Source organism: Solibacillus merdavium, from assembly GCF_014836935.1.
Lineage (GTDB): Bacteria > Bacillota > Bacilli > Bacillales_A > Planococcaceae > Solibacillus > Solibacillus ferritrahens.
In genome coordinates this window covers 104460-131433 of sequence record NZ_JACSPW010000003.1, presented here as the reverse complement: position 1 = coordinate 131433, position 26974 = coordinate 104460, and the positions used below count along the sequence as shown (strand labels likewise).

The following is a 26974-nucleotide window of genomic DNA, read 5'->3' as shown; positions in this document are numbered from 1 at the left end:
ACTAAAATTCTATCTGATAAAAACCGAAAAGTAAACATCGTTTACTTTAATTACAATTAAATATTTTATAATTTTTTTATATGTACCACTACGTTACATACTGAATCCATTTTGAGCGAAAAAACCCGTACCGCAATAATTATCAAAAAAATCAATCATTTCTCCGTTATACTAATTCTAGAGGTGGATAGCAATGTATAGTTTAATCGTGCAGGATATCATTACTACACTAGAGGATCATCTTTTGGAACATTGGCAACTAGAAGATTATGCAAAGAAAATTGGCTATTCTAAGTTTCATTTAACAAGAAGTTTTAAAAAGGAAACGGGTTTAACGATCGGAGAGTATATTCGAAAAAGGCGTCTTGCAATGGCTTCTCTATTCCTGCTGCATTCCGATTTAAGCATTATGGAAATTTCACTTGAATGCCATTTCCAGTCTCAAGAAGCGTTTACTAGAGCATTCAAAGAGCTATACAATATGCCACCTGGAAAATACCGCAATCTAATGAAATCAATTATGCGAACGGAGGAACAGGAAATGACGACATCAAACGAAGTAAAGGGCTGGTTTTTAAGTGGGACAAATCCAGCAGCGTACACGATGAAAGCAGATACTAAAGTATTTCATACCGGAACAAAATCCGGTTATCTAGGTTGCACGGGAGCTATGGATGAGGTGCAATTTGGCACAATGATGCAATCTTTTTCGGCAAAAAATTGGGTCGGCAAACGCTTCAAAATGTCTTGTTTTATCAAAACAAAGGAAGCGATGAAATGTGGTGCGTGGTGCCGTATTGACTCTAAAAACGGAGATTTACTCCAATTTGATAATATGGACAATCGTGCTATCCATGGTACGACAGATTGGAACTACTACTCGATTGTACTGGATGTACCCGAAGATAGTGCTTCTATTCATTTTGGACTTTTACTCTCTGGAGCAGGAGAAGCATGGATTGATGGGATTAAATTTGAAGAAGTGGAGAAATCCGTAGCCACTACAAATATGATTGGTTCTGATGGAGACCTGCCGTTAGAGCCGGTAAATTTAGGATTTGATGATTTCTAAATAAGCCAATTCAATATTATTGCTTGAAACTAAATTCCAGATTAAAGGCCTACTCCTTATGATCTGGAATTTAGTTTATTATTAATAACTCGCCTGCTATCAAATGGAGCCCAGCACCAAATGCTTAGGAATGAATTTACTTAAAACAAACATTACATGCAATTTGTCATAAAGTAGCTACATCACGAGCTATTCCGATAAGATACCATTCTCCATCTCTTTCTTGGTAGATGAACCGCAGTGATTGGAACAAATGCTCCGTTTCTCCAGGCGAATAGTATTCTACGTATTTAGCATCCGGATAATAATCATGGATGGTATTAAAAACACCTGCAAAATTCTCTGCTGGTTCATTGAATGTAATAATACTATAATCTACTTCTCTTCTTCCCCAGCTTCGTAAGAGGAACTGTTGAACATATTCATCTAAGGACATTTCAAATTCTTTATCTGATTCATCTGCTCCCCATAAATACTTTGTATCATTACTTTTACTTATCTCCTGCTTTGTTAAGTTTACATATTCTCCTCCATAGCCTTCGGGATTCCCAAAATCCGCATAGAATGCAAAAGTAACTCCATGTTCTGAATCAACCTTTTCAGCTACTTTTTCGTAGTTAGACTCCTTCAACAGCGAAAATATCTCTTCAGTCAATGCTAATAATTCTTTTTCAGTTTCTTTGTCTAGACTAATTTCTTCAGTGTTGGTAGTAGAAACCGGTTGCTTTTCATCCTCATTACATCCAGAAAGCATAAGCAAACTTATGACTAAAATTAAAAGCCCTCTAATATTTTTCATTTTTCCTCCTGTTACCATTTTCTTGTTATTTGAAATTACCCTAATTAGTATAAATTGATTCCAGTAGATAATTCCCACTCTTCTCTTTCCAAACAAATGTAAACTCGTAAAATCGTATTATGCTCTTTATTAAGTTTTACTGTAGGGGCAAGAATTCCTTCTAAATATTCATAATCCTTGTTTATCATTGCACTTATTGCCCGTAATCATGCTGTGCTTCACTCAAATCACGGTTTTCTCCATATCCTATTCTGGAGTAACCAAATTTCCGCCCTGGCTAGCCAGTTGATTTTCAGGTTTAATGGTAGTAACATATATCAAATCATTGGAGGTATATATGGATCAATTAATCAAGCAGCTTGAAAAAAATAATATCAAATTTAAAGAATATCTCTACTTTGCCCCCTATTTCCGTAAACGCTGGGAAGATGCTTTCGTTCACCATTTAAATGAAAGTGAAAAAGAAAAATTATATCTTTACGGAGATCGTTATTACTGTGGCTATTTATGGCATGTTTTTAGCAATGAACGAAAATCCCATTTTGTAAAAACAGCCGCTAACAAAGCCTTTGATATGAAAACGAAACCAAAGTGCTACGTGTTTCATCAACGATTACCAGAAGTTTTGTTAATTGAACGAGCAAACACACTAAAAGCGACTTATTTTGAACAGGAAGAAGATGTCTATATTGTAGACGAGCATTTTACTTGGACATACGTAGTAACACATGAAAGTGACTTTGGCCCTTACTATAGTGAGGCAGACTACTTGAACTGAGGAGATAAAATTATGCATCATACCATTGCCGTGATGTTAGAAGATTGGGAAGGAGGAAGAATTTCAGATGAGAGGACTATCTTTTGAGATTCCAAACAGATACGGACAATACTTGCTAGACATATTAAATGCTTTCGATTTCAAAAATTATTTTTGGAAGACTGGTGGTGAGGAGGCTTATTATATTGAAAATGATCAATTAGGTAGCCCCCTATTCCCGAAACCACATGTATATACAGGAGACGCTTTTTATAAAAGAATTTCTGAAAGCGATTATTATGTACTATTTGCGGACTTAAAAGCTTTTCCTGATCCTCTTCATGTGAGAGATTTTACTACTTATGAAGATTTTTTGAACAGCCAATGTGAATTTGTACTTTTACTTGTCGATTGTTCCTATGTAACCATTTATGCAAAAGATCCGCAAGTCCTTACACTATTGTACGAACAGGCGATAGCTTCGAAATATGAAAATGTAGCCTATATTACAGATGATAATGACAGCCGAACTACTTTTGAAATCTTTTAAATTTGAAATAAAAAAGGAAAATGCTAGAGTTTCGCATTTTCCTTTTATTATTTTGAAAATTGGAGAATCTTACGTTTTCTTTATATTATTCAACGACTTCTTTTGCTAGGTTTTCTTCTCTAGTGTTTTGTAACGTATTAAATACAAAAATGCCCACTACAATTAAACCACCAACTACATCCGTATAGAACTCAGGGACTATGAGTAATAATGCACCTGCTGCTAAAATGATACGGGTGATTACGTTCATATAGGTTTTGAAATACCCCTCGAGTGCCGCACCAATCCCCACTACACCCAAAATTGATGAAACGGTTACTGATAAAATGTCGGGTATCGATGCCCACGGAAATTCAGTTGCGTTCATTGGTAGTCCTGTCGGATCAATTAAGAGCATCGCAGGAGCGTATACGAATAAATACGGGACAATAAATCCTGCGAGTGCTAAGCGAACGGACACGGCGCCAGTTTTCATAGGACTTCCTCCCGAAAGCCCTGCTGCAGCAAATGAAGCAAGTGCGACAGGTGGTGTGATATTGGCAAAAATACCGAAATAGAACACAAACATATGCGCCACTAAAAGCGGAACTCCAAAATCCGCAAGTGCAGGTGCGACCATCGTTGCTGTAATAATATATGCTGGAATACTTGGAAGCCCCATTCCGAGAATAATTGAAGCAATCATCGTAAGGAATAATGTCAAAAATAAGCTACCTGAACCAAGTGTAGTAATGGCAGACGTTAAAGTTGAACCAAAGCTTGTCAAATTCACTACACCGATAATAATACCAACAACACCACAGGCAATAACAGTTGAAAGAGATTGACGTGCTCCGTCTTCTAACGCGAACAAAATATCTTTAAACGACATGCGTGTATGTTTTCGAACAGCTGCCACAACAACGGTTAAAACAATTGTCCAAAAGGCAGCATGTGCAACAGGCATTCCTGAACCGAGTAGTGCAACCAGCGCCACAAGCGGAATGATTAAATGACCTTTGTCTAATAATACTTCCTTTACACGTGGGAGGTCTGGCTTTGGAATGCCTTTTAATCCATCTCGCCCTGCCCTAAAATGTACTTGCATAATTACCCCTAAAAAGTATAAAAGTGCGGGAATGACAGCAGCAAGTGCAATCGTACCGTAACTAATACCTGTTGTTTCCGCCATAATGAAGGCACTCGCTCCCATAACAGGCGGCAGAATTTGTCCACCTATGGAGGCACTTGCCTCTACGGCTCCAGCGAAATCTTTTTTATACCCGATTTTTTTCATTAAAGGAATAGTAAAAGCTCCTGTTCCGACAACATTCGCAACGGCGGATCCATTAATACTCCCCATAAATGCACTAGAGATAACCGCCACTTTGGCAGGTCCCCCTTGTTTATGTCCTGCTAAAGCAAGTGCTAAATCGTTAAAGAACTGACCCATTCCAGATTTAGATAAAAAAGCACCAAACAAAATGAATAGGAAAATGAATTGCACGGAAGCTCCGATGGCTGTTGAAAATAATCCTTCTGTTTTTAAGAACAATTGACCGAAAATATCACCTAAGTCAAATTCTCGCGTCATCATCATACGTGGTAGCCAACCTTGGTGACTGAAGAACGGATAACTTAGGAATACCAATGCCAAAACTGGTAAAACCCACCCTGTTACACGTCTTGCGGTTTCTAGTACTAATAGAACCGTCATGATCGCAACGATAATATCTATTGTGTTCGGAATACCACCCCGCGTGGAAACAATATCCTGATATTCTACAAATAAGTAGCCACAAGCTCCAATACTTAAAGCAAATAAAATCCAATCATAAAAAGGAATTTTGTCTCTTCGTTGTTTGTTGAAGGTTGGATAGATTAAAAACACAAGCCCCATGGCAAACAGTAAGTGAACTGAACGCAATAACAGGGTCGGAATCGGATTAAACGTAATATACAAATGGAATATTGAATACAGAATGCCTAAAATACTCAGCAGGATGACTAAACTTTTGTTACTGTATTTCCGTACTTTGGAATCAGTATCGTATTTTTCGAGCACTTCCTGTACTTTCTCACTCGAAATTTCTTCAGCTAACACCTTTTCTTTTTTTTCTTCTGTCATAACTTTACCCCCTTAAATACCATATCCCATAAAGAGAGGTTCGTTACGGAAATGGTAACCGCTTCATAATTTTTTGTCAGCTTGTACAATGGAATTTCCTTTCCTTCTATCACAAATGTGCTTTGTACGTTCTCAGACACAACTAATTGCAGAGATTGGAACATTCTGTCGATGTCCATCGTCACATAGCCGTTTTCAAGCACAGAATTTTTTCCGTCATTAGGTGTGCTGGGGACCCCCGCCCCGAACGTTTTAAATGACGTGTGTGTTAAAAGTAGTTGATCATTTTTTATTTCATAAAACTCTATCCATTCTTCTTTTTCCACCGAATGAATCCATGCCAGTCCAAATGTGTCCTGCCAAGACCAATATATCTGCTCATCCGCCTCGACAGTTACTACTGAAAAATTCAAGAAAAAAGAAGCGAAAAGGAGGGCGATTACTACCGCTCCTCCGATTGTAAAGCTCTTACTTCTTTTGCTCATCATAATAACGTTGTGCACCTGGGTGAATTGGTGCCACTACGCTTTCTTGTGCAGCATCTAATGTAATATCATTTGCAGCTTGATGTGAATTTTGAAGAGTAGGTATACTTTCAAAGAATTTCTTCGTTAAATCATATACATCATCTTCACTCATATCCGTACGAACAACCAGAGCGTTTGGCACAGCCGCTGTTGTAATCGCTTCTTCATTTTTGTACGTATCTACTGCGATATCATACGAAATAAAGTACGGATGTTCTTTTGCAATTTCTGCTACTTTATCAGCGTTTACTGATACTAATTGGATACCTGTTGTTTCAGCTAACTCCATGACAGAAGCATTTGGTAAACCACTCGTTAAAAAAGCTGCATCAATTGTTCCAGCTTTTAAGCCATCCGCTGCTTCCGCATATCCTAAGTAGTCCACTTTCACATCCTCATATGTAATCCCGTGCCCATTCAGTAATACGCGGGCATTAATTTCTACACCTGAGTTTTGATCTCCAACAGCTATGCGTTTTCCTTTTAAATCTTCAATTGTTTTAATTCCCGATCCTTCTTTCGTGATAATCTGTACGACGTTCGGATACAATGTTGCGATTTGAGATACATTTTTAATAGGTTCTTTAAAACTTACTTCTCCATTGACTGCTTGCGACAAAGCGTCACTCATGACAAATGCCATTTCTGCTTTCCCTTGTTCCAATAAATTAATGTTTTCCACAGAAGCGCCCGTTGTTTGCGTACGAGAGTTTACATCAAACTCTTTAACGTATTGATCAGCAAGCGTTGTACCGATGATATTATAAGGACCACTCGCACCACCTGTTGCAATTGTTACGATGTTTGTTTCCAAACCTTCAGTTGCGTCAGTTCCCCCATTTTCTTTGTCATCATTCCCATTACAAGCAGCAAGTGCCAATGATAATGATAAAGCAGAAGCTAAAATTAATTTTTTCTTCATGAAATTCCTCCTTATTTTTTATACTATACTGCTAGTTTAGCTATTCAGAACAAAAAAGAAAACCCTCATATTACAATTTATTCTAAAAATTACGAATAAATGCTAAATTCAGCGCATATCTCCTATTTATTAAAAATTCTAACTTCTTCATCGTGATATCTGGATATTGGGGAGAAAACAGTAATTATGGGATTTAAAAAATCGAGCACTACAAATGTTATCAAACGTCGGTTTAGTACTTGTTTTACTTGTATTCAATAATCGGGGGATGCAACCTTTTATTGTAAAATAAGTCAGATTACACAATCAGGTATTGTGATAGGGAGTGTTCATCATTGGAATTTCATTAATATTTTTAATGGTTGTTGGCATTATTGCATTTTTAACGTTTTTCATTCCTGTATTTATAGCTGTTAGAAAAGTTCAAAAAGGAAACCCACCTCGAAAATTTTCTTATGTAATAGTAGGACTGTTGGTTTTTCATTGGGTATTTTACTTAGTTAGTGGTTACGCTCTTTTACCAACAAATATTGCGGATGCTGTGTTTATACCAGTATGGTTAGTATTATGCGTCGCAGGTGCAATTACAGCAATCTATGAATTTAAAAACAATAAAGTTTTTGCTATTCCAGTTGCTGGCTTAACCATTATCAGTTTATTACTTTGTATTTTTATCTATGGAATATCAAAGATGTAAATTAGCAATCGAGCTCGATTTTTTTATAAGCATCGCTTTTCTTATTAAACTACCGATCTTTAGGTGCAATAAGTATTTAAAATTTGCCCAAAATTCACTTTGGGAATGTTCTAAAGGTATTTTAAATAATAAATTGAATATATATTAAATAACTGTTATTGGGGGTGTCATATGAAGAAATGGATATTCTTAATAGCCTTTTTTGTTTTTGGGGGAGTAATTTTTTCTATTTGGAGTGAGCAAAACAAAGTGAATTACATAGGGGGAATTTTAAATAACATATCCTCAGTCGATTTAATCATCGTAAAAGATAGCGAAACAGATAAACAAATATTTGAATATACTCAGAACGATGATTTTTTTAACGATATGGTTAATATATATGACCCGCCCTTTTTTGAATTAAAAAAATCTGAAAAAAAACTATTAAATAAGGAATCCACATATGTTATCGAGTATTTAAATGATAATACAATTCGATATAAAGTAAATATATACAAAATAGAAGATAGTACAGAGGTATTCGTTGATAAAGAATTTGCCACGGAAATTAAAGAATTCGACTATATCTTTTCACCTGAAAGTACAAATCATAGTTATGTTTTTGTAACGGAGAAATATCATAATTTATTAGGTTTGAATGATGGGTTGAAACAGATTATAGATGAAATATTAAACTTGTAGTATTTCAAAATAACGTCCCAAAATGCTACTTTCAATCTGTCTAGCTAATGGGGAGCATAACACAGCATTGTACGAACAGGCGATAGCTTCGAAATATGAAAATGAAAGCCGAACTAATTTTGAAATCTTATAAATTAGAAAAAGGAAAATGCGCTACTTTAGGCATTTACCTTTATAAATGGTTTGGAAGCTTGATTAATTGTATTAAAAAACCTTTATTTTTTTTAATAATAAACTGACTATGATATTTATAATAACGAGCACTCCAAAAAAGACGGTGAACAGGTTAAAGAACGGCGTATCGTAAAAGTTAAACCACCCTTTAAACAGCGGGGTATCTGTAATGGTACCAAATAAATTCCCGTCTATTTCTCTTAAACGAGGAATCCAGCCTGTAAACTCCATTAATATAAAAACCACTTGTAATAATATAAAAGCAAAAATAGGAAGTAACCACTGTTTTCTTATTAGTTTTATAAAAACTCCTCCTAAAGGGATTTTTAAAACACTTTCTTTTCATAAATTCGAATTGATAATAACCAGGATAGAATGTACGTAATCACCAAGATAAGGCCAGCATATAAAATAAGCTGCGATTCACCTAAATTCATTATTTTGGTGAAAGTTTCCCGAATCTGATCATTTAAATTAGGGATGAAAAACATAATTATTGCCAAATAAAGTCCGAAGCATGTAAAGAATGTGATGTTCACATATTTACTAGTAAATTTATAGGCAACTGGATACATAAAAGAAACGACAAATAACGATCCGATTGCAATCATTAATAAATGAAACCCGTTTGGTAACACTTGTTGAAATAATAAGCTACCACCAGTTATCGCCAATACTATCAATAAAATAAAAAGTATCGCTGAAATGTATTTTGAACTAACAATTTCTTTACGCGTAAAAGGTAATGAGCTTAATAACATTTGCGCATGTCGCTTTTCATCCGTTGAAAATAGGTTTAATGTCAATGTCATGGAAAATAATAGACCTAGAAAAATAATCGGAATATCGATGTACATATAAATAAGCAAAACAAGAAACATAAACATCAGCATTTTTTTATGAATGATTAAATCTTTCTTAACTAATTGATACACCCTTCTCCCCGCCTTTCTTTGTATAGAACATAATATCTTCCAATGTTGCTGTTTCGTATAAAGCTAAGTCTCCAAATAATTGCATGACTCGCCCTTTATTAGATGACAAACCTTCAAATCCCATTTTAGTTTTTCGAATCGCAATAAATTCTTTCTCAGTGTCCGGATCAAGTAAATCCAACCCACCTTTAACGAGCACATATTTTTCTGCAATCGTATAAAATTCATGCATAAATATTAGTTCCCCATTGTGCAGGAAGACGATATAATCTGCAATCCGATCTAAATCTGACGTGATATGAGTAGAAAAGAAAATCGTTTTTTCACCATCCTGCACAATTTCATGCAATAAATTTAAAAACTCACGTCTGAACACCGGATCCAATCCTGCTGTCGGTTCATCCATAATTATTAGTTCTGCGTGATGGGACAAAGCAATTGCCAGTGAGGCTTTCATCATCATCCCTTTAGAGAAGGTTTTTAACTTTTTCTTTTTTAAAGGTAATTGGAATTGTTCAACATATTTATAAAAAAGCTCGTCGTCCCATTGTGTATATACTGGCTGAATTAAATTCTTCATTTCCTGCAAAGTAAGATGTTCATAAAACACATGATCATCATAGACGAAACCAATTTTCTGTTTGATTACTTTTTCATGATCTTTATAATTTAAGCCGAAAACCTTTACTTCCCCACTGTCAGGCTGCAGTAAATTCATAAGCAGCTTAATCGCCGTAGATTTCCCTGTTCCATTTGCCCCAACAAAGCCCGTTACAAATCCTTTTTTTATCTCAAAAGTAAGGTTCTTAATCGCAAAATCATTGAATGCTTTATTTACGTTTGTAAATTGAATAATTGATTCCATTAATCCATCTCCTCATATAACAGTGTCATAATTTCTTTTAGTTCATCTAAACTTAAACCGATTTCCTTGCTGTTTTTTATGGCCTGACTCAGCTGTTCTTCAATTACTTTTTGTTTTCTTTCAATAATCATTTCGATATTTTGCTCCGAAACAAAGGAGCCCTTCCCGACAACAGAGTAAATTAATCCGGCCTTTTCCAACTCTTCATAGGCGCGCTTTGTCGTAATCACACTGACCTCTAAATCTTTTGCCATATTGCGCATAGAAGGTAACGCATAGCCCGCAGGAAGTTCGTTTGCCAAAATACTTTTCTTAATTTGATGAAAGATTTGCTCGTAAATCGGTTCTTTCGAATTGTGAGCGATTAAAATTTGCATGCTTTATCCTCAATTCATATTGTATATATACTTTATATACAATATATAATGACACCATTTATTGTCAATGAAATCTTTCGAATAAAATAAAAATATCTTTTTCGAACATAAAAAAACCGCTCAATTTTATGAACGGGTCTTCTCGGTTGGAATTATCTTACTGGAAGTTAATATCAGACATTAATTGGTTTCGTTTCAAAATAAAGTCCATTGCTTTCCCCCTATAATTCGGTTATTCAATCGATCAATAGCCTATAAAACTTCATATTGTAAAATATCGGTATTCATTCTATTAAAAAATTTTCTATTATTTCTGTCTAATCAGGATGGTTAAATTAATGTATGATGAATGAAAAGAATACATTTTTTTATTTTAATAAAGGAGCTGAGCCTCTTGAAGAAAAAGCCGATTTATGTGGAAACCGTAATAGACAGCTCGATTGAAAAAGTATGGCACTATACACAGCAGCCCGACCTACATGAACAGTGGGATTTGCGATTTACTTCGATTACCTATATTGAAAAACAGCATGAGGATGCTCCTCAAACATTTACATATACAACCAAAGTGATGCCGGGTCTATCGGTGACTGGTTGGGGGGAAAGTAAAGGAACACACGAAAAAGCAAGTGGTGTTAAAACGTCTTCTCTCCATTTTGGGACACCGCAACGGATATCCCCAATTAAGGAAGGTCGCGGCTATTGGCAATATATACCGAATGGTGACCATGTAACTTTTCTCACCCAGTATGACTATGACGTGCGATTCGGTCAACTCGGTCAATTATTCGATCAGCTGTTCCGCCCTGTAATCGGTTGGGCTACCGCACTTAGTTTTAATGTACTCGCTAGGTGGATTGAATCCGGAGAAAAACCGGTCACACAATACCGGCGATTTTTCAGTTATTATCTGCTCTGCTTTCTATTTAGTTTTACGTGGATGTACCAAGGTCTCATACCGAAAGTGCTGATGAAGCATCCGCTTGAGATTGATATGCTGATGAAACTGTCACCGCTATCATTGGGCCAAGCGTCCACAGCAATTGTTTGGATTGGCGTTTTGGAAATGATGATTGGAATCCTTTTTTTGGTACCCAAATTGCAACCGCTGCTGCTAAAGGCACAAATTGTGTTGTTCCCTTTGCTGACATTAAGCGCAATCATTGCGGAGCCCACAGTTGCAACGGCTCCATTTAATGTCGTCACACTGAATATTGGATTATGGTTTGCTTCCATCATTGCTTTACTACTGACAAAAGAATTACCAACTGCAAGATTTTGCAAACGAAAAAGAGGTGCTTAATATGATTTATGAAACATTGCTGGCAAATGACTTTAACAGGCTTCATCCAAAACTGCAGGAAAGATACCATCTTCCATTAGACCAGCCTTTTTATGCACAAGGAACAATGCAAGTCATTCATTCCGGACCACGTTTTTTACGTCCGATGTATCATTTGTTTACGAAAACCGATTTCCTTTTTCCCGAGTACGGCAAGGAAATTCCTTTTATAATAACGAATACAGCGAGAACTAACAATGAAAAAGAAGCCGAAGTCTATTGGGAACGTACTTTTTTCTTTGATCAGACAACACGCAAGTTCAATGCGACAATGACTGTCGATTTGGAGCGGAAAATCGTAAAAGATTATTTAGGGGATCCGGCACTGTTCTACTCGGATTTAAAAATGGATGTGACGAAGGACGGTTTCTTAATGATCCGCTCTGCTGACCAACGTGCTGTAATTGGCCAGACAGAGGTTGCTTTGCCAAGGAAACTGACAGGTCGCGTAGTTGTGACAGAAGGATATAATGATGTGCTGGATGTTTATACGATTCATGTCTCCATTTACAATGATTTAATTGGAAGGATGATGATGTATGCTGGTCAGTTTACGCCGTGTGCTCAGTAGACCTTTAACAATCATCGGTCTTACTTGTATGGCTGCCCTACTGTTATTTAATGAGCCAACATCAATGTACTATTATTTAACATTAGCACAACTGATCTTTGTACCGGTCATTCTGGAACAGTTAGTTTTGCTGAAAAATTGGCAAAAGCTGATAATTGTAATCGGCCAATTTGCTGTAACAATGCTGTATTTCACGCAACAGGATTTCCTCATCCTACTTTGTGTGCTGGCTTATTTGCTAAGTACACTTGTCATTGCTTCCCATGGGGTCAACCGATTTTTGAGACGGGGATTTACGAACACGGCTGAAATAATGATTGATATCGGACTGATTTATATTGTGATGGGTGGACTATGGTTTTTGGCATTCCATCTGCAATTGAATACAGGGTTTAGTCCAATTATTACTTGGCTCACCGCTATTCATTTTCATTACTCCGCCTTTTTACTATGTATTACAGTCGGATTGATTGGGCGTCTTCATATGACCCGATACTATAAAATTTGCTGTGTCGTTATTGCCGCAGGACCAATGCTCGTAGCTCTCGGGATTACCTTTTCAAGAATTGTTGAAATCATTTCGGTCAGCTTATATGTACTCGCTATTTTCAGTATTAGCTTTTATGTCATGAAATGGCGGTTGCCGCGTGTGCAAAGCTTATTTATCCGGCTGGCCTTTATAACATTATGTTTTACAATTATTTGGTCATTTTTATACGCTTACAGTAATTTAACTGGAATGATTATTGTAGATATTCCGGATATGCTGAACTTCCATGGGCTTTTAAATTGTTTAGGGTTTGGTATTGCCGTGGTATTCGCTTGGAGTCTTTATACTCCGCCGACAAAGCATAACGATTATTCATTTCCGGTAAGTAAAATCCGCGGGCGATTTTCTCCAACAAACAAACCAGCGCGTGGATTGATCGATGATATGGCATCTTATCTTAATAAAGAGGAAATCCCTGTTTTAATCGTTGAGTTTTATGAACGAACAATGCAGTTTGAATTAAAAGCGTCTGTTCAATGGGAAACATGGTTTAAACCCTTTGCTTTTGTGTATCAGTTTATTAGCCGGAAAATGGGACAGCTGAATTTACCGTTCTCTTCAAAAACAATTGTGATGGACGGTGAAATTCTGGAAGTCGATCCGCAAAATGACGGACGAGAAAAACCGCGCGTCTGGCAACGATCGATTAATGGCAAACCCGTATTTAATGCCATTTATTCGCAGCATACCGATACAATCAATACCTTTATGAATATCGCCCTGCCTTTGCCCTTTTCTTCGATGCACGGTATCTTACAGCTTTCCGCAAAAGACGGCATACTGTACTTAACGAGTGATGGACAAGGCGATGCCGGTACGTATTTGGCGATCGGTTCCTATGTATTCAAACTACCGCTACATGAGTATTTTATTATAAAGGAACACAAAGGACTGCTTACCGCAACCCATGATATGAAACTGTTTGGAATGAAGTTTTTACATATTGAATATCAAATTGAGAAAAAAACTAATAGATGAAGTACAGAAAAAAAGAGGCTGAGACAAAATAAAAATACAATTATTCTCCTTGGAGAATAATTGTATTTTTTTGATACGCAGAAAATTGGTTTCCGTTACGGGTACGCTTTCCGCGGGCACGGCCTGAGCCTGTAGTCTCAGGCGTCGTGCTGTTCCCGCTGGAGTCGACCCTTCACTCCAACCAATTTTAATAAAGTTTATTTTTATTATATAAATTCCGTTCATTTAAAAAGTTTTCTACTTATGTCCCGACCTCTTTTGATTTAAATGCTTTATTCGTTCTTCTTATAAATTATCGTACTTCTTGTCTCTTAATAATAAACGGAGCAGCCACTAACACTACAATTAGGATAATTCCCAAATAACCAATTAGAGGATAAAAATAACTAACTAGTCCAGTAAATCCTACATAACTTGCTAAATAGCCAACAGTCATTGTAATGATGAAGAATATTTTAAATTTCTTTGTTCCTGATTCTGCAAAACGAGCTGAGAAAGAAAAGAACATTCCAACCGCTGTATTATAAATCATTGCAAAGATAACTAATGACATGACAATACCTAGTGTTGGCGATAAATTACTAACTATCCCCAGCATTGGCATGTCCAACGTTCCAACTTCTTCGATTTTCGAGAAAATAGCTAAATGGATTAAGAGAATTAGTATTCCTAAAACGAGTCCACCCAATAATCCACCGAGCGCTGCTGTTTTTGGACTTTTTTCAGCCCCGCCCATAACAATTGACATCGAAGCTCCAACAGCAATATTAAATGAAACGTAATTAATACTGGAAATAAACCAGTTTGGTAAAGTAGTCGGTGTAGCTTGAGCTACGTCGTTTAACGATGTAAAAGTTCCATTCATCGTTAGAAAACTATAAATCGCAATAAATATAATAAAAATAATGAGAATCGGCGTAATGCTTCCAATAATGGAAACGACTCGATTTACCTTTAAAAAACCTGTCAATAATACGAGTATTGTCATAAGAGTCGTACCTACAAAGATCGGTAATCCAAACTGTTGGTTTAAGTTTGAACCTGCCCCGGCTAGCATAACGACACCTACACCAAACAACGTAAAGATAAGAATTAAATCGATGACAGTTCCAAGGTAACGCCCGCTAATTCTGTAAATAACATCTTTATGTGATGTCGTTTTTGTATAACTGCCTAGCCAAACTAAAAGCATACCAATGCCTGAAAACAGTACAGTTGATAAAATTGCTCCGAATATCCCGAGTGTTCCGAAGCTCGTAAAGTATTGCAGTATTTCTTGTCCTGAAGCGAACCCTGCACCCACAATCACGCCAATAAATGCGCTTCCAATTTTTAATATATTTTTCAAAAGCCTCACTCCCCTTTTTTTATAACTACGGTTCAGTATGTATAAGAAAGATAAATTAGGTTATTCCTCACATAAGATTTTTCAGAATCCATATTAATATGATTCATTCATTAAAATGCTATCCTGTGATAATATTTAAATAACCGTTCTGCCTTGGTAATAATGACCTCAGCTCTAATATCAATTATAGTTTCCATTCTAGTTACTGCATAAATTCCCCCTTTCCTTTTATTCATATAAGCTCTTGTTAATGTCCAAATAATTCGATAACTCTCTTTGTCATGGAAATTTCATATTGGCTTTTATACCCATTCATAATATCATACTCTAGTAAACTAGCAATTTCACAGCAAAAAGTAAGATGATGTTTTCTGCATTTAAAATTACTTGAAAATAATATTTTATGTACAACAAAAAAAATCAGCGCAGCCTGTAGACAATCTCTTAAAAAGTGTCTATTTTAAAATTAAATTTAACATTGAACCGTTTATTTCCATTCCGGGACCGATGCTTTCCCCGGGCACGGCTCCAGCTAACTAAATTGCGCCTACAACGGTAGGCACAATTTAGTGGATCTTCCGCGCGTGCGGTTCCCGGTGGAGTCACGGTCCCTCCACTCCAATCAACTTATTAATCTCTTTAAATAATGTGAGATACGATAAGCAATCAAATCAATGAACGTGGACAACTTGAAATAGGACTGATCTAATAACTTGTTTTGACTAAACATCTAGTTAAAATTTCTAATAAAAAGACAAAAGGTCTCGAGAGACAAACTCTCGAGACCTTTTGTCGATAAACTGACATTTTTCTAATAGAGAGAAATGCCCTTTTGAACTTTATACTGCTTATTTAATTATATAAAAATCATCCCGTTGCATCTGTACGGTCAAAATGGCGGCCCATTTTTAAAGCATTGATAAATTCATCAGGCGCTGTTACAACACCTGGTGCATTTGCGTACAATTTATCCATACTTTCAAATGCAATATAGCCTAGTGTTTTATAATGATTGAATATTTCATCTGCAAATCTTTGCATTTTACGGTTTTGTACTACATCTGTAAAGCTTGCTGCTATAAATAGCCCATCGTAAAGAACAGGGTCTGCCGTCTCTAATGTATGATCAATTTCACGTTTATTGATTATACCTTGTTTATCACTGATTAACTCAACAATAACCCCTTCATTTTCCAAACTTTGAATTAGATCATCCACATTACTGTTTGTGTCAACAATAATACCGACCTTTCTTGTCTTTAAAATCGGCACTTGATTCTTTAATATACTTACAGCATCTGATGGTGGCAAGTCCGCTACCTGCTCGATTGACGCATCTGGAGCGGATACACCAATTCGCTGTGCAATTTGTTCAGCCATCACACGGTCCACTCGCGCAAACATATCCACTGCAGCTTTACGGATTTCAATTGTTTCTACTTTTCCTAATTCAAAACAGAAGGCATCAATAATATGCTGCTGTTCTACAGACGTTTGGCTTAACCAGAATTGACGGGCCTGCGAATAATGATCTTCAAATGATAGGCTTCGCGCGCGTACTTTGCGTCCTTCAATTTTTTCTTGGTAATGAGCATAGCCACCGTCTTTTTGATCCACTACATGCGGTGTATCGTTTTGTAAACCATTTCTTCCATAAGCAACACGTCCTTTATTGATCGTCATACGACCGTATCCATCACGCTGATTGTTATGGAATGGGCATACTGGACGGTTTATAGGCAGCTCATGGAAGTTTGGTCCACCTAAACGGATAAGCTGTGTATCTGTATAAGAGAATAAACGCCCTTGTAACAATGGATCATTTGAAAAATCAATTCCTGGAACAACATGACCAACATGGAATGCAATTTGTTCTGTTTCAGCAAAGAAGTTATCAACATTGCGATTTAACGTCATTTTTCCAAGCTTTCGAAGAGGAATAAGCTCTTCTGGCCAAATTTTTGTTGGATCCAAAATATCAAAATCAAATTTAAACTCGTCTTCTTGTGGAATTAACTGTACTGCTAGCTCATATTCCGGGTAGTTCCCTGCTTCGATTTGGTCAAACAGGTCACGACGATGGAAATCAGGATCTTTACCTGCTATTTTTTGAGCTTCATCCCACACTAAAGATTCCATACCTTGTACAGGCTTCCAATGGAATTTTACGAAATGAGCTTCTCCATTGGCATTAACAAATCGGAATGTGTTTACACCAAAGCCTTCCATTTGGCGGTAGCTCTTCGGTATTGCACGGTCAGACATATGCCACATTGTCATATGCGCCGTTTCTTCATTATTTACGACAAAATCCCAAAACGTATCATGGGCACTTTGCGCTTGAGGAATTTCATTATGTGGCTCCGGTTTAACAGCATGGACGAAATCAGGGAATTTAATCGCATCCTGAATGAAGAAAACAGGAATATTATTTCCGACTAAATCATAATTTCCTTCTTCTGTATAAAATTTCGTTGCAAAACCTCGTACATCACGAACTGTTTCTGCTGAGCCCCGTGATCCTGCTACTGTTGAGAAACGTACAAATACAGGTGTTTGTCGACCTTTCTCTCCTAAGAAATGAGCCATTGTAATATCTGAGGCATCGCCATAGCTTTCAAACACACCATGTGCGCCTGAGCCCCTCGCATGTACGACACGCTCCGGAATACGCTCATGGTCAAAATGTGTCATTTTTTCACGAAAATGAAAGTCTTCCATTATAGTAGGACCGCGCTCACCAATTGTTAATGAATGCTCGTCATTCGTTAACTTCAGTCCATGGTTCGTAGTTAGTGGCTTACCTTCATCTTTCGCTGTAAACTGCTGCAATTGTTCGACTTTTTTATTGTTATTGTTTTCCACGTAAAATCCTCCTCATACAAAATAGCAAATTTCATAAGATAGGTAACTCTCAACCTCTCTACTAATTTTGTACCCTGTTTATAAAAATATAATCTTATAAAATATAAACGTAACATTTGAAATATTGGAAACGAGGTTATATAAAAAAACAGCGCGTCACTATGAGGTCGCTGTTTTTTATTATCATATCTTTCAACGCTGTTCCTAAAAGCGAGTGGTTTGTGATGGGGAGGCAGATTGTATTGCGTAATGAAATAAATAGAGGAATGAATTTCCGTTATTTTTAAAAAAACATAAAAAACAGTAAAAATAAGGGAAGGAATTTCCGTTATTGACCTGAAAAACATGAAATTTCAGGATTTTTTTTAAAATAACGGTAAAGCGTTCCCTTATTTACCCCGAAATGGAGCTACACCCTTCAAATAACGGTAAAATCTTCCCTTATTTTGGTGACGTTTTGGTATTGGTTGGCCTCGCAAAAGCATATAAAGGCAGTTCATAAATAACTTGTAAATTTTTCAAATAAAAAATGAACTTTCCCCTTCCCCCATTTGTATAGTTAGTGAAATGAAATTTAAAGGGGGCTTCACCTTGTTAATTTTAGATAAAGTTCAAAAATCCTATCAGAACCACTCTGTTTTAAATGGAATATCATCAACATTTCAGTATGGCCATTGCTACCTGTTGCTCGGTGATAATGGTGCTGGGAAATCGACATTGTTAAAATGCATTGCTGGGGATGAAAAAGTCGATCATGGGTCTATCCGTGGAAACGAGCATGAAGATGTCTCAAATTTAGTCGCACTACAATATCAGTTTTTTGAAAGTTATTCTTTTTTAAAAGTGAAGGAAGTAATTCAGCTTTTCACAAAATTGATTGCAAATCCTTCCAACATTAAAGATCTTTACGAACTATTGGATATTGCCCAGTATGAAAAAACATTAATTAAAAATACTTCGGGTGGACAACGAAAAGCCCTATCCCTGTACTTAGCATTTTTGATGAGCAAACCAATTGTCCTTTTAGATGAACCATTTGCAGATTTGGATTTGAAAAAGAAAAAGCAATTATTCGGTTTTCTGCAAAATCAAGTACACCTTCAAAATAAATGTTTGATTATTATTAGCCACGAAATTAAAGGGCTGGAGTCGTTATTTGATTTCGTCTATATAATGCAGGATGGACAATTTATCGAACACGGTACGACAGAGGAACTTGTAGAGAAATATAAAAATCCCACATTTTCAGGTTTAGAAGCTGTTTATTTTGAAGTGACAGGACAATTATTAGGGGGTCGGATCAAATGATTCTTCAAGTAGCAAAAAGCTTTATATTAGAATCCATTCGTAACACTGGCGTCTTTCTTGGTAATTTGCTTCCTGCCTTTATATTTATCATTTGTTCATGGATATGTACGATCAGTATAAAAAGTAGTCCTGAAACGTTGGACTTTATGATTAAAGGACAGTTTTTTCCGATTTCCATTATGCTTTTAGTATTTGCCTTTGCATTCTCAAGTGCCACGATCTATTTGGCAGATTTAAAGGCGAATAATACAATTCATCTACTCAAAAGAACAAATATTTCACCGGCAAAGTATTTTCTTGGGATTGGTTTAGGCGTTTTTCTAATGATGAATTTCGTGTTATTACTTTTATTGGCAGGCTATTCCTTCATTATTTCACTATCCATATCTGCTCTTATTTCCATTATTTTAATCTGTAATTTTGTTTTACTCGCGATCTATCCACTATGCTTTATCGTAGCTGGTATTGTAAAAAACGGGAAAGTTGCACAAAGTTTGCTTGTCCCTATTATGCTTGTATTTATGTTTTCCATTACGATGACATCGCTATTTTTAACGATTAACGAGCAACAACCACAAGATTATTATATTTACTTAATTTGGAATCCGATGCTATATTTAAGTGATACATTGCAATTCCAGTTAAATTTAAATGACCATACATGGCTACCTCTTTATCAATATAGTATTATACTAACAATTCTTTGTATGGTATTAAGTATATTTGCAAAACAAATTTATATAAGGCAGGACTGAGTAAAATGGGTATCGGATTTATTATTTCTCTTATCGTGGCTGCTATCTGGATCGTTATTATTCTTGGTATCATGATTCCTTACCACAAAAAATATGTCATTAAAGAAAACGGCAAAATTAACTATAAAAAAACAAAAATTTATTTACGCTGGAATGTATTTGATACACTTACACTTATAATCGCCATTTATACTATCTTTTGTGTTCAAGCATTAAATATGCTGCTTACTTTCGGTGGTGAAACCGTTGAAAACCCATACGTTCAATTTTTTACAAATCAGGCGCAAGCGTGGGTCATTGTAACGGTTTCCTATTTAGTAACAAGAATTTCTTCTACTTTAAAAAGTATTAAAGCTCAATTTGGTGAAGTCCATGACATTGACGAATGAAGAATTGATGCAGCAGGTTCAAACGGGTAATATAGAGGCATTAGGTGTGTTATACGAACGACTTCATGAGCCTCTATATTGCTTTTTATTCCGCTATACGAAAGAAGAACAAATTAGTATCGATACGGTTCATGATGCATTTGAAATATTGCAAAAGAAGCATCAACAGTACAATGCATCCCTTGGCACAGTGAAATCGTTTTTATTTCAAATCGCCTATCGTCATTTAATTAATAAGTTAAATAGAAGAAAACGGTGGCAAACGCTGTTACCTTTTTTAGTTCCTATTCCTAAAAAAGCGCTGCAAACGGATGATAAACTTATGATTCAGCAGGCAATTGCAAAACTCCCGGACAAACAACGTGCGGTGATTTTACTTGCCTATTATGAAGATTTACCATTAGAAGAAATAGCACTTATATTAAGTATTCCAACAGGTACAGTTAAATCCCGTTTACACAAAGCCATTCAAGTCTTGAAAATTGAGTTAAAGGAGGCGTTCCAACATGAAAGAGGATTTTAAAAACGAAGAAGAACTCGCAAACTTGTTGGAGACTTACAAAATAGATGTACCAACAAAAAAGCTTTCTGTTAAACAATCACCTTTCAATCGTTTTATCCGTTATTTAGGTTCCCCTGCTAAGGATCCTTTAGAGAAGTTGTCTGACAGTAACAATGGTTACCTATTTTTAAAGCTATTTCCAATAGCCTGTGGAATATTTTTGGCAATGGTTCAAATATTATTTCTTTACTAAGCAACAATATTTTCAATTTCCCTATAAATTGAAAATATTGTTTTTTTAATTCTATTGATCATTATATTTGTCAATGCATGCCTTCATTTTATTTGACCATAATATTTATAGCAAAGTAAGAAAATATTTATGAATCGAGGGGAATTATGTATTACTACAAAGAAGAGTTAATCAATATTATTAAGCCCGATAAACCAGACCCGGAAGCTGCCCGCGTATTGCAGGAAATTTTAGGCGGACATTACGGCGAAATGCGTACAATGATGCAATTTTTCTTCCAAAGCTCCAATTTCAGAGGAAAAGAAACACAGTTCCGGGATTTACTTCGCGGTATTTTTTTAGAGGAAATCGCCCATGTGGAACTTGTTCAAAATACAATTAATCAATTATTGAATGGTTCAGGAGAGTCGAGTGCACCAGGTAATAATGGTATGGATCAATCGCCATTAGATGATGCAGTTCGACATGCCAATCCCCATCACTACATTATCGGTGCACAGGCATCATTGCCAGTAGATGCTGCCGGTAATCCATGGAACGGCTCATGGGTATACTCGCACGGTAACCTCGCAGCAGATTTACTGAATAACCTTGTATTGGAATCAACAGGTGTGCTGCAGAAAACGCGAATCTACGAAATGAGTTCAAACCAGACGTTCCGTGAGACCCTAGCATTTTTAATCGTGCGTGATAATGCACATCAAAATGCCTTTGCGAAAGCACTCGAAACATTAGGTGTGGATTGGGGAAAACTCTTCCCGATTCCAAATTATGATATAAATAAGTATCCGGAATGCCGAAAATTTGTTGATATGGGCTATCATAATACCCAATTCAACTTTAGACTGGACCCGACGCGAATCGGCGAAATTCTCCAAGGGACATCTCCGAGCCGAAATGGTGGAACATATCAGGTAACACCGCCGCCAGCAGGATTCCCAGTACCGCTAATGCCCGATATGCCAAATGAACATAGCCCTGGGTTATATGATTTGAATAATTAATTTCCAATAAAACTGCGTGTCCAAAAAATATCGGACACGCCTTTTTCACTCATTTTCTTTATTGACATACTTCCCTTTATTCGGGATTGCGATTTCTTTAAAATCATCTGCAAGCCTTTTTAAGTTTTGCGTTAATTCTTCACCGCTCATCGGTAAGCCGTGACCTGTAATGGCAAGGGATGGTTTCAAAGCTTCCAATTTTTTTACTGATTCTGATGCCGAAGCCCAGTCTGTCGTAAAATACTTTGGCGGACCATTGATTTCCTTTTCCTGTGTAAATACTTTATAAAGCGATTCTTGCTTCACCGTCACAAAGGCATCACCTACGATTAATGCACCATCACTTTCCCTAAATAACGATACATGTCCCGGAGAATGACCCGGTGTATGAATCCATTGAAACCCTTCCATATATGGAACCGTTCCATCAAGTGGCAGCTCCTCGATATAACCTGTTAGATTAACCGCCTCATTTGGAAATATTGGCGACATTTTTGCTACTAGCCCACTATCTGAACTCGGATCTGCTTCAGGGTAATCGATTTCCCCTGTTAAATAAGGTAATTCTAAAGAATGGGCATAAACCGGTACTTTCCAATGTCTTACTAATTCGATGACTGCACCTACATGATCGAAATGGCCGTGTGTCAGAATGATCGCTTTCGGTCTTGCATTTTCCCCAAACCTTTTTTCAGCAGCTGTGATGATGGCTTCTGAACTGTACGGCATGCCCGCATCAATTAACACGAAATCATCGCTATTTGGGCAGCTATAAAAGACGATATTTACGATCTGTACTGTGTGTACATACAAGTCAGGTAATACCTCTATACTTATACCACTCTGTTTCGAAGTCGCAGGAATGAATTTATAATCATCACCATAGCTCATATCTTTGTCCATCAATATCCCCTCCAAAATCCTTTATTCTAATATACCTGTTTTAACAATTTCTACACTTAATTTGACGGATATATCCATAGTTGAAAAATGTTCATTCCAGTCTTTCTTAAAGTATTTAGGATGAAAAGCACGTACACCACGCCCAAGCCCTAACGCATCACTCTTTGCTTCTTGTAATTTTTTTATCACTTCATTCATATCCTGTTCAATTTTTTCAGTAAGGAATTGTTGGAGGTCCTTCCTTTGAATGTCATCACTCAAATGATCTTGGGGATATTCCGAGACCATCAATTCCAGTTTTTTATCTATTACAATTTTATTTTCAGAAATATCGAGATTCCTTTTAGTTTTATTAATTCGCACTGTTACTGGACTATCCTTATATAAATAACTAATACGTGTCGCAAAACCAAGGGAATTATTTAATATATTCAACATAACCCCTTCATTTGTGTTTAAAGTGCTTCCGGTAAATGCACGACCGGAAAACAGGGCTAAACCATCGGAAACTGGGCGACCATCCTCCCCCATTTTTAAATAGGGCAAGGCTAAATCCTGCGCATTTTCAAATAGTATTGCACATGCTGTTTGCAATGTATAAGGTATTACTAACGAATTTTCTTCCAAGCTTGTAATAAATCGCTCATAATACTCGCCTGCAGTTGTTTGCTTTTGTTCACTCAGTTCAAAAAATGGTTTTAAATCGCCTTGAATTATAGCTAATTTTGAAGTTATCGGACTATTAGGATCGCGGAAATAACCATCCAAATATTCATATATATCATCTTTTGCAGAGTCTTCCGAAATAAGTACAGTTGATAAAACTGATAAGTCTAATGTTTGTTCTACTTTTAGCTCTGCATCCTGCCGAACATCCCGTGGTGAAATCCCAATACCTGTAATAATAATCGTTTGCATTTCCTCTGTAGTTGCTTCTGGATACGCATAAAATGCAGTTAAGTCACCAATAGTGCCTTCAAACCCAGTTAGTGATACAACAGATGAATTTTTATATAGCCTCTCATCCCAACATCCCGTTAGTAATAATAGTGCTATTGGCGAAATTATGAGGATGATTTCTCTAATTCGGATACAGTTCGCCCCCTTATTTTATTAACAAAAATAATAAGTACCGGTAAAATAAATGTAAAAATAATATTCAGATAAACTAAATAATTATTCAAAAAATCCAATACTGAAAATTTTATAAGAAAGTTAGCTGTTATACCGATGATTGCAAAAAAAATGAGTTGCTGCAGTCTGGGTAAACGGCGCTTTTTTTCAAAATAGACTAATCGCATAACGAGGGCGTAATTGACAATGGCAACTAACGACCAAGAAAGCCATATATATACAAAAAATATATCTAATCTCTTTGCAAATGTTACTTCTACTGAATGCAGAATATATAAAATAGGTTCAGGAATCAGTTTTATCTCTTCTAATGAAAAGTACATCAATGAAAATGAAATAGATAACAGATAAAAGCTAGTTAGCAACGAAAAATAAAGAAAAAGAGATTTTTTTGGTATTTTATCATTACTCACTAAATATTTACGAAGGACTACAAATACTTCTGCACCACCAAATGCATATGTCGCATAAATAAACCCCATCCACCAAGTATCTTGTCGGTCATAAAAAAATGGCAATAAATTCGTAGCATGTAAATTTGGAATAGTCAAAAACATAAATACTAAAAACAAAAAGAGCATTGGTATTAACACGACACCAATATTAACTGCGGTCTCTGGTCTACTAATACTTGCATAAAAACAAACAGATAAAAAAATTGCAATAAGTACTATAGTAGGTGTATTTGGAAATATCCATGAAGTTAGTACATATGTGATATAAATAACGAACACAGTAACATATAACGACCAGTAAATTAGATACAGCGTTTTTGTAAAACTATTTAGCACGAAGTATTTATGTGTTCTTTCAAAAAATAATAATTGCAAAAAAAAGATAACCGAAATAATGATAAATTGTATTGTTGCATCACGGTTTCCGTGTTCGATTATTATATTTTGAAAGGAAGTATATACAAACCCCGTTTGCATTACGAACATTAATAAAAATAATTGTAATTTCGTCAATTGGATGCTCATGTATTATCATCCTTTTTAGGAGAAAAGCTTGTTGCCTGTTTTTTTGCTTTATAATTAGGTGCTCTAAGAAAAATCTTTTTTAATTCTTTTGGCTCGAATGGAATAATCGGTGAAAAATAAGGTCGTTTTAATGAACTCAAATTCAATAAATGAATAACCAATAAAAAAGTACCAATTACAATACCGAAAAATCCGAACAGTGAAGCCAAAAACATGAAAGGAAAACGAAGCATTCGAATCGATGTGTTAAGTTCGACAGATGGTACTACAAAGCTTGAAATTGCTGTAAATGCAACGACAATAACCATCAAATTTGATACAAGTCCCGCACTTACAATCGCGTCGCCAATAACAAGTCCCCCAACAATACCGATTGTCTGACCAATAGATTTCGGGAGTCGAACACTCGCCTCACGTATAAGTTCAATCGTTATTTCCATGATCATTGCCTCGATCAGTGGCCTGTATGGAATTTGGTTGATATCTGACTTTACTTTGTTACCAAGTTCGAGTGGTAGTACCTCAAAGTGAAAGCTTACAATGGCAATATAAAATGCTGGCAAAAATATGGCGGATACAAAGCTGAAAATTCGCATTAACCGATAAAATGTACCGACTAATACGCGTGCGTTAAAATCATCCGGTGTTTGGTAAAAGGAAAAAAATGTTACAGGGCCAATAAGTGCTGTAGGAGACAAATCAGTCATAATCGCAATTTTGCCTTCTAAAATATTCGCTACAACACGGTCTGGTCGTTCTGTATTTAAAAGTTGAGGAAATGGAGACCACACTTGATCGTCTAGTTGGTCACTAAGCTGTCCAATGCTATAAAACATATCCAGTTCAATTTCACTTAATCGTTTTTCAACTGTTTTAAGTGCTTCTGTATCAACTACACCCTCTACATAAAAGTAGTAAGCAGTTGTTTTTGTCTCCTTACCAAGTAAAACCTCTTTTACAACGAGTTTATTATTTTTTATACGTTTTCTTATAAGTGACACATTCGTATCAAAATTCTCTACAAACCCTTCATGAGAGCCACGTATTATTTGTTCTGTTTCAGGCTCTTCAGGTGTTTTATGGGCAAAATCTGCATTGTTTATTCTAATCATCTGGTTGGATTGAATAAGAATGATTATTGTCTCGCCGTTGCATACATAGTCAACTAGTTTTTGCTGATTATACTTTTCTGTAGTAATGGTAATTGAATCATCTTTAACAAGCTGTTTTGGAATTGCGTTATTTCCATTTTTTTCTAATTCGTTCGAATTTATTTTGCCATTATTTTGAACACTGTCTAGATTTTCTTGTGCTAGCTGACTCAATTGTCTAAGGTTCATTAAATTTTGTTCGACGTCTGCCTTATTTACAAGGGAGGAATAATAACACAAAATTGCTTCTTCAACTTGACCAATCCTTATTTCTTTAACTACAAAATCTGCTGAATGGAGGAATTCCTTATTTAGTCGTTTTATCTCTTGCTTCATTTCCAATGTTTGTAGCAAAACGACTCCCCCTTTTTTGACAAAGTATGGGACATTTTTAAAAGAGTTATTCATTTTTGTTAAAGTTGGGAAAGATAGATAAACTAGTGATGGTTTATCACTAAATATTTCATAATTGCTG

At 36.0% G+C, this 26974-nt stretch carries 28 protein-coding genes; 14 read left to right on the top strand and 14 right to left on the bottom strand.

Going from position 1 to position 26974, the window contains the following annotated elements:
• The first annotated feature begins 193 nt into the window (after positions 1-193).
• Positions 194-1072, top strand: a complete 879-nt coding sequence (locus H9632_RS05180; RefSeq protein ID WP_191703050.1) for a helix-turn-helix transcriptional regulator — start codon at positions 194-196, stop codon at positions 1070-1072.
• Between the two features lie 166 nt (positions 1073-1238).
• Here H9632_RS05180 and H9632_RS05175 read toward each other — a convergent pair whose 3' ends face one another.
• Positions 1239-1871: a hypothetical protein gene (locus H9632_RS05175; RefSeq protein ID WP_191703049.1), complete on the bottom strand. Its 633-nt coding sequence runs from the start codon at positions 1869-1871 to the stop codon at positions 1239-1241.
• 337 nt (positions 1872-2208) lie between these two features.
• Here H9632_RS05175 and H9632_RS05170 point away from each other — a divergent pair, with 337 nt between their 5' ends.
• Both H9632_RS05170 and H9632_RS05165 read left to right on the top strand, forming a co-directional pair.
• Positions 2209-2649 (top strand): DUF4275 family protein, encoded by a 441-nt coding sequence (locus tag H9632_RS05170; RefSeq protein WP_191703048.1) that lies wholly within the window; start codon positions 2209-2211, stop codon positions 2647-2649.
• A gap of 67 nt (positions 2650-2716) precedes the next feature.
• Complete coding sequence (locus H9632_RS05165; protein ID WP_191703047.1) at positions 2717-3178, top strand: DUF2691 family protein; 462 nt, start codon at positions 2717-2719, stop codon at positions 3176-3178.
• A gap of 85 nt (positions 3179-3263) precedes the next feature.
• On the opposite strand, the gene H9632_RS05160 is transcribed toward H9632_RS05165, so the two are convergent.
• The 3 genes from H9632_RS05160 to H9632_RS05150 are packed head-to-tail and all read right to left on the bottom strand — an operon-like array spanning position 3264 to position 6734.
• Entirely contained in the window at positions 3264-5285 is a 2022-nt protein-coding gene (locus tag H9632_RS05160) for a TRAP transporter permease (protein ID WP_191703046.1), read from the bottom strand.
• On the bottom strand, positions 5282-5773 hold the full coding sequence (locus H9632_RS05155) for a DUF1850 domain-containing protein (protein WP_225223685.1): 492 nt from the start codon (positions 5771-5773) through the stop codon (positions 5282-5284). Before H9632_RS05155 ends, H9632_RS05160 begins: the two co-directional genes overlap by 4 nt.
• Positions 5754-6734, bottom strand: coding sequence for a TAXI family TRAP transporter solute-binding subunit (locus tag H9632_RS05150; RefSeq protein ID WP_191703045.1), 981 nt, complete (start codon positions 6732-6734; stop codon positions 5754-5756). Before H9632_RS05150 ends, H9632_RS05155 begins: the two co-directional genes overlap by 20 nt.
• A 325-nt stretch (positions 6735-7059) precedes the next feature.
• Between H9632_RS05150 and H9632_RS05145 the strand changes: the two genes are divergently transcribed.
• Together H9632_RS05145 and H9632_RS05140 are read left to right on the top strand one after the other, a co-directional pair.
• Entirely contained in the window at positions 7060-7431 is a 372-nt protein-coding gene (locus H9632_RS05145) for a hypothetical protein (RefSeq protein WP_191703044.1), read from the top strand.
• Positions 7432-7602: 171 nt separating this feature from the next.
• A complete protein-coding gene (locus H9632_RS05140) occupies positions 7603-8115 on the top strand; it encodes a hypothetical protein (protein WP_191703043.1) in 513 nt (170 codons plus the stop codon).
• 204 nt (positions 8116-8319) lie between these two features.
• Here H9632_RS05140 and H9632_RS05135 read toward each other — a convergent pair whose 3' ends face one another.
• The 4 genes from H9632_RS05135 to H9632_RS05120 are packed head-to-tail and all read right to left on the bottom strand — an operon-like array spanning position 8320 to position 10466.
• Positions 8320-8583, bottom strand: a complete 264-nt coding sequence (locus H9632_RS05135) for a YfzA family protein (protein ID WP_318247675.1) — start codon at positions 8581-8583, stop codon at positions 8320-8322.
• 32 nt (positions 8584-8615) lie between these two features.
• Entirely contained in the window at positions 8616-9224 is a 609-nt protein-coding gene (locus H9632_RS05130; RefSeq protein ID WP_191703042.1) for an ABC-2 transporter permease, read from the bottom strand.
• Positions 9208-10089 (bottom strand): ABC transporter ATP-binding protein, encoded by an 882-nt coding sequence (locus H9632_RS05125; RefSeq protein WP_191703041.1) that lies wholly within the window; start codon positions 10087-10089, stop codon positions 9208-9210. Before H9632_RS05125 ends, H9632_RS05130 begins: the two co-directional genes overlap by 17 nt.
• Complete coding sequence (locus H9632_RS05120; protein WP_191703040.1) at positions 10089-10466, bottom strand: GntR family transcriptional regulator; 378 nt, start codon at positions 10464-10466, stop codon at positions 10089-10091. Before H9632_RS05120 ends, H9632_RS05125 begins: the two co-directional genes overlap by 1 nt.
• 394 nt (positions 10467-10860) lie before the next feature.
• Between H9632_RS05120 and H9632_RS05115 the strand changes: the two genes are divergently transcribed.
• Genes H9632_RS05115 through H9632_RS05105 form a run of 3 tightly spaced genes read left to right on the top strand, consistent with a single transcriptional unit; the run spans position 10861 to position 13907 of the window.
• Positions 10861-11769: a DoxX-like family protein gene (locus H9632_RS05115; protein ID WP_191703148.1), complete on the top strand. Its 909-nt coding sequence runs from the start codon at positions 10861-10863 to the stop codon at positions 11767-11769.
• Position 11770: 1 nt separating this feature from the next.
• Positions 11771-12379, top strand: a complete 609-nt coding sequence (locus H9632_RS05110; protein ID WP_191703039.1) for a DUF4166 domain-containing protein — start codon at positions 11771-11773, stop codon at positions 12377-12379.
• Complete coding sequence (locus H9632_RS05105; protein ID WP_191703038.1) at positions 12348-13907, top strand: YndJ family protein; 1560 nt, start codon at positions 12348-12350, stop codon at positions 13905-13907. The genes H9632_RS05110 and H9632_RS05105 overlap by 32 nt, the downstream gene beginning before the upstream one ends.
• 292 nt (positions 13908-14199) lie before the next feature.
• On the opposite strand, the gene H9632_RS05100 is transcribed toward H9632_RS05105, so the two are convergent.
• Positions 14200-15255 (bottom strand): YkvI family membrane protein, encoded by a 1056-nt coding sequence (locus H9632_RS05100; RefSeq protein WP_191703037.1) that lies wholly within the window; start codon positions 15253-15255, stop codon positions 14200-14202.
• A gap of 867 nt (positions 15256-16122) precedes the next feature.
• Positions 16123-18120: a catalase gene (locus H9632_RS05095; RefSeq protein ID WP_191703036.1), complete on the bottom strand. Its 1998-nt coding sequence runs from the start codon at positions 18118-18120 to the stop codon at positions 16123-16125.
• 591 nt (positions 18121-18711) lie between these two features.
• Here H9632_RS05095 and H9632_RS05090 point away from each other — a divergent pair.
• The 6 genes from H9632_RS05090 to H9632_RS05065 all read left to right on the top strand — a co-directional run bounded on the left by H9632_RS05090 (position 18712) and on the right by H9632_RS05065 (position 22331).
• The gene (locus H9632_RS05090) at positions 18712-19428 is read left to right on the top strand and encodes an ATP-binding cassette domain-containing protein (protein ID WP_191703035.1); all 717 of its coding nucleotides are present in this window, start codon (positions 18712-18714) and stop codon (positions 19426-19428) included.
• Positions 19425-20183 (top strand): ABC transporter permease, encoded by a 759-nt coding sequence (locus tag H9632_RS05085; RefSeq protein WP_191703034.1) that lies wholly within the window; start codon positions 19425-19427, stop codon positions 20181-20183. Before H9632_RS05090 ends, H9632_RS05085 begins: the two co-directional genes overlap by 4 nt.
• Positions 20184-20188: 5 nt before the next feature.
• Complete coding sequence (locus H9632_RS05080) at positions 20189-20572, top strand: group-specific protein (protein ID WP_191703033.1); 384 nt, start codon at positions 20189-20191, stop codon at positions 20570-20572.
• On the top strand, positions 20556-21095 hold the full coding sequence (locus H9632_RS05075; protein WP_191703032.1) for an RNA polymerase sigma factor: 540 nt from the start codon (positions 20556-20558) through the stop codon (positions 21093-21095). Before H9632_RS05080 ends, H9632_RS05075 begins: the two co-directional genes overlap by 17 nt.
• Positions 21079-21327 carry a hypothetical protein gene (locus H9632_RS05070; RefSeq protein ID WP_191703031.1) on the top strand — a complete coding sequence of 83 codons (249 nt, stop codon included), beginning with the start codon at positions 21079-21081 and terminating at the stop codon, positions 21325-21327. The genes H9632_RS05075 and H9632_RS05070 overlap by 17 nt, the downstream gene beginning before the upstream one ends.
• Positions 21328-21473: 146 nt before the next feature.
• On the top strand, positions 21474-22331 hold the full coding sequence (locus H9632_RS05065; protein WP_191703030.1) for a manganese catalase family protein: 858 nt from the start codon (positions 21474-21476) through the stop codon (positions 22329-22331).
• A 45-nt stretch (positions 22332-22376) separates the two neighbouring features.
• Here H9632_RS05065 and H9632_RS05060 read toward each other — a convergent pair whose 3' ends face one another.
• From H9632_RS05060 to H9632_RS05045, 4 genes are read right to left on the bottom strand one after another with little or no spacing between them, the layout of a single operon-like run.
• Complete coding sequence (locus H9632_RS05060; protein WP_191703029.1) at positions 22377-23234, bottom strand: MBL fold metallo-hydrolase; 858 nt, start codon at positions 23232-23234, stop codon at positions 22377-22379.
• A 21-nt stretch (positions 23235-23255) separates the two neighbouring features.
• A complete protein-coding gene (locus H9632_RS05055; RefSeq protein ID WP_191703147.1) occupies positions 23256-24290 on the bottom strand; it encodes a Ger(x)C family spore germination protein in 1035 nt (344 codons plus the stop codon).
• A gap of 8 nt (positions 24291-24298) precedes the next feature.
• The gene (locus H9632_RS05050) at positions 24299-25348 is read right to left on the bottom strand and encodes a GerAB/ArcD/ProY family transporter (RefSeq protein WP_191703028.1); all 1050 of its coding nucleotides are present in this window, start codon (positions 25346-25348) and stop codon (positions 24299-24301) included.
• Positions 25345-26853: a spore germination protein gene (locus H9632_RS05045; RefSeq protein ID WP_191703027.1), complete on the bottom strand. Its 1509-nt coding sequence runs from the start codon at positions 26851-26853 to the stop codon at positions 25345-25347. The genes H9632_RS05050 and H9632_RS05045 overlap by 4 nt, the downstream gene beginning before the upstream one ends.
• Positions 26854-26974: the final 121 nt, after the last annotated feature.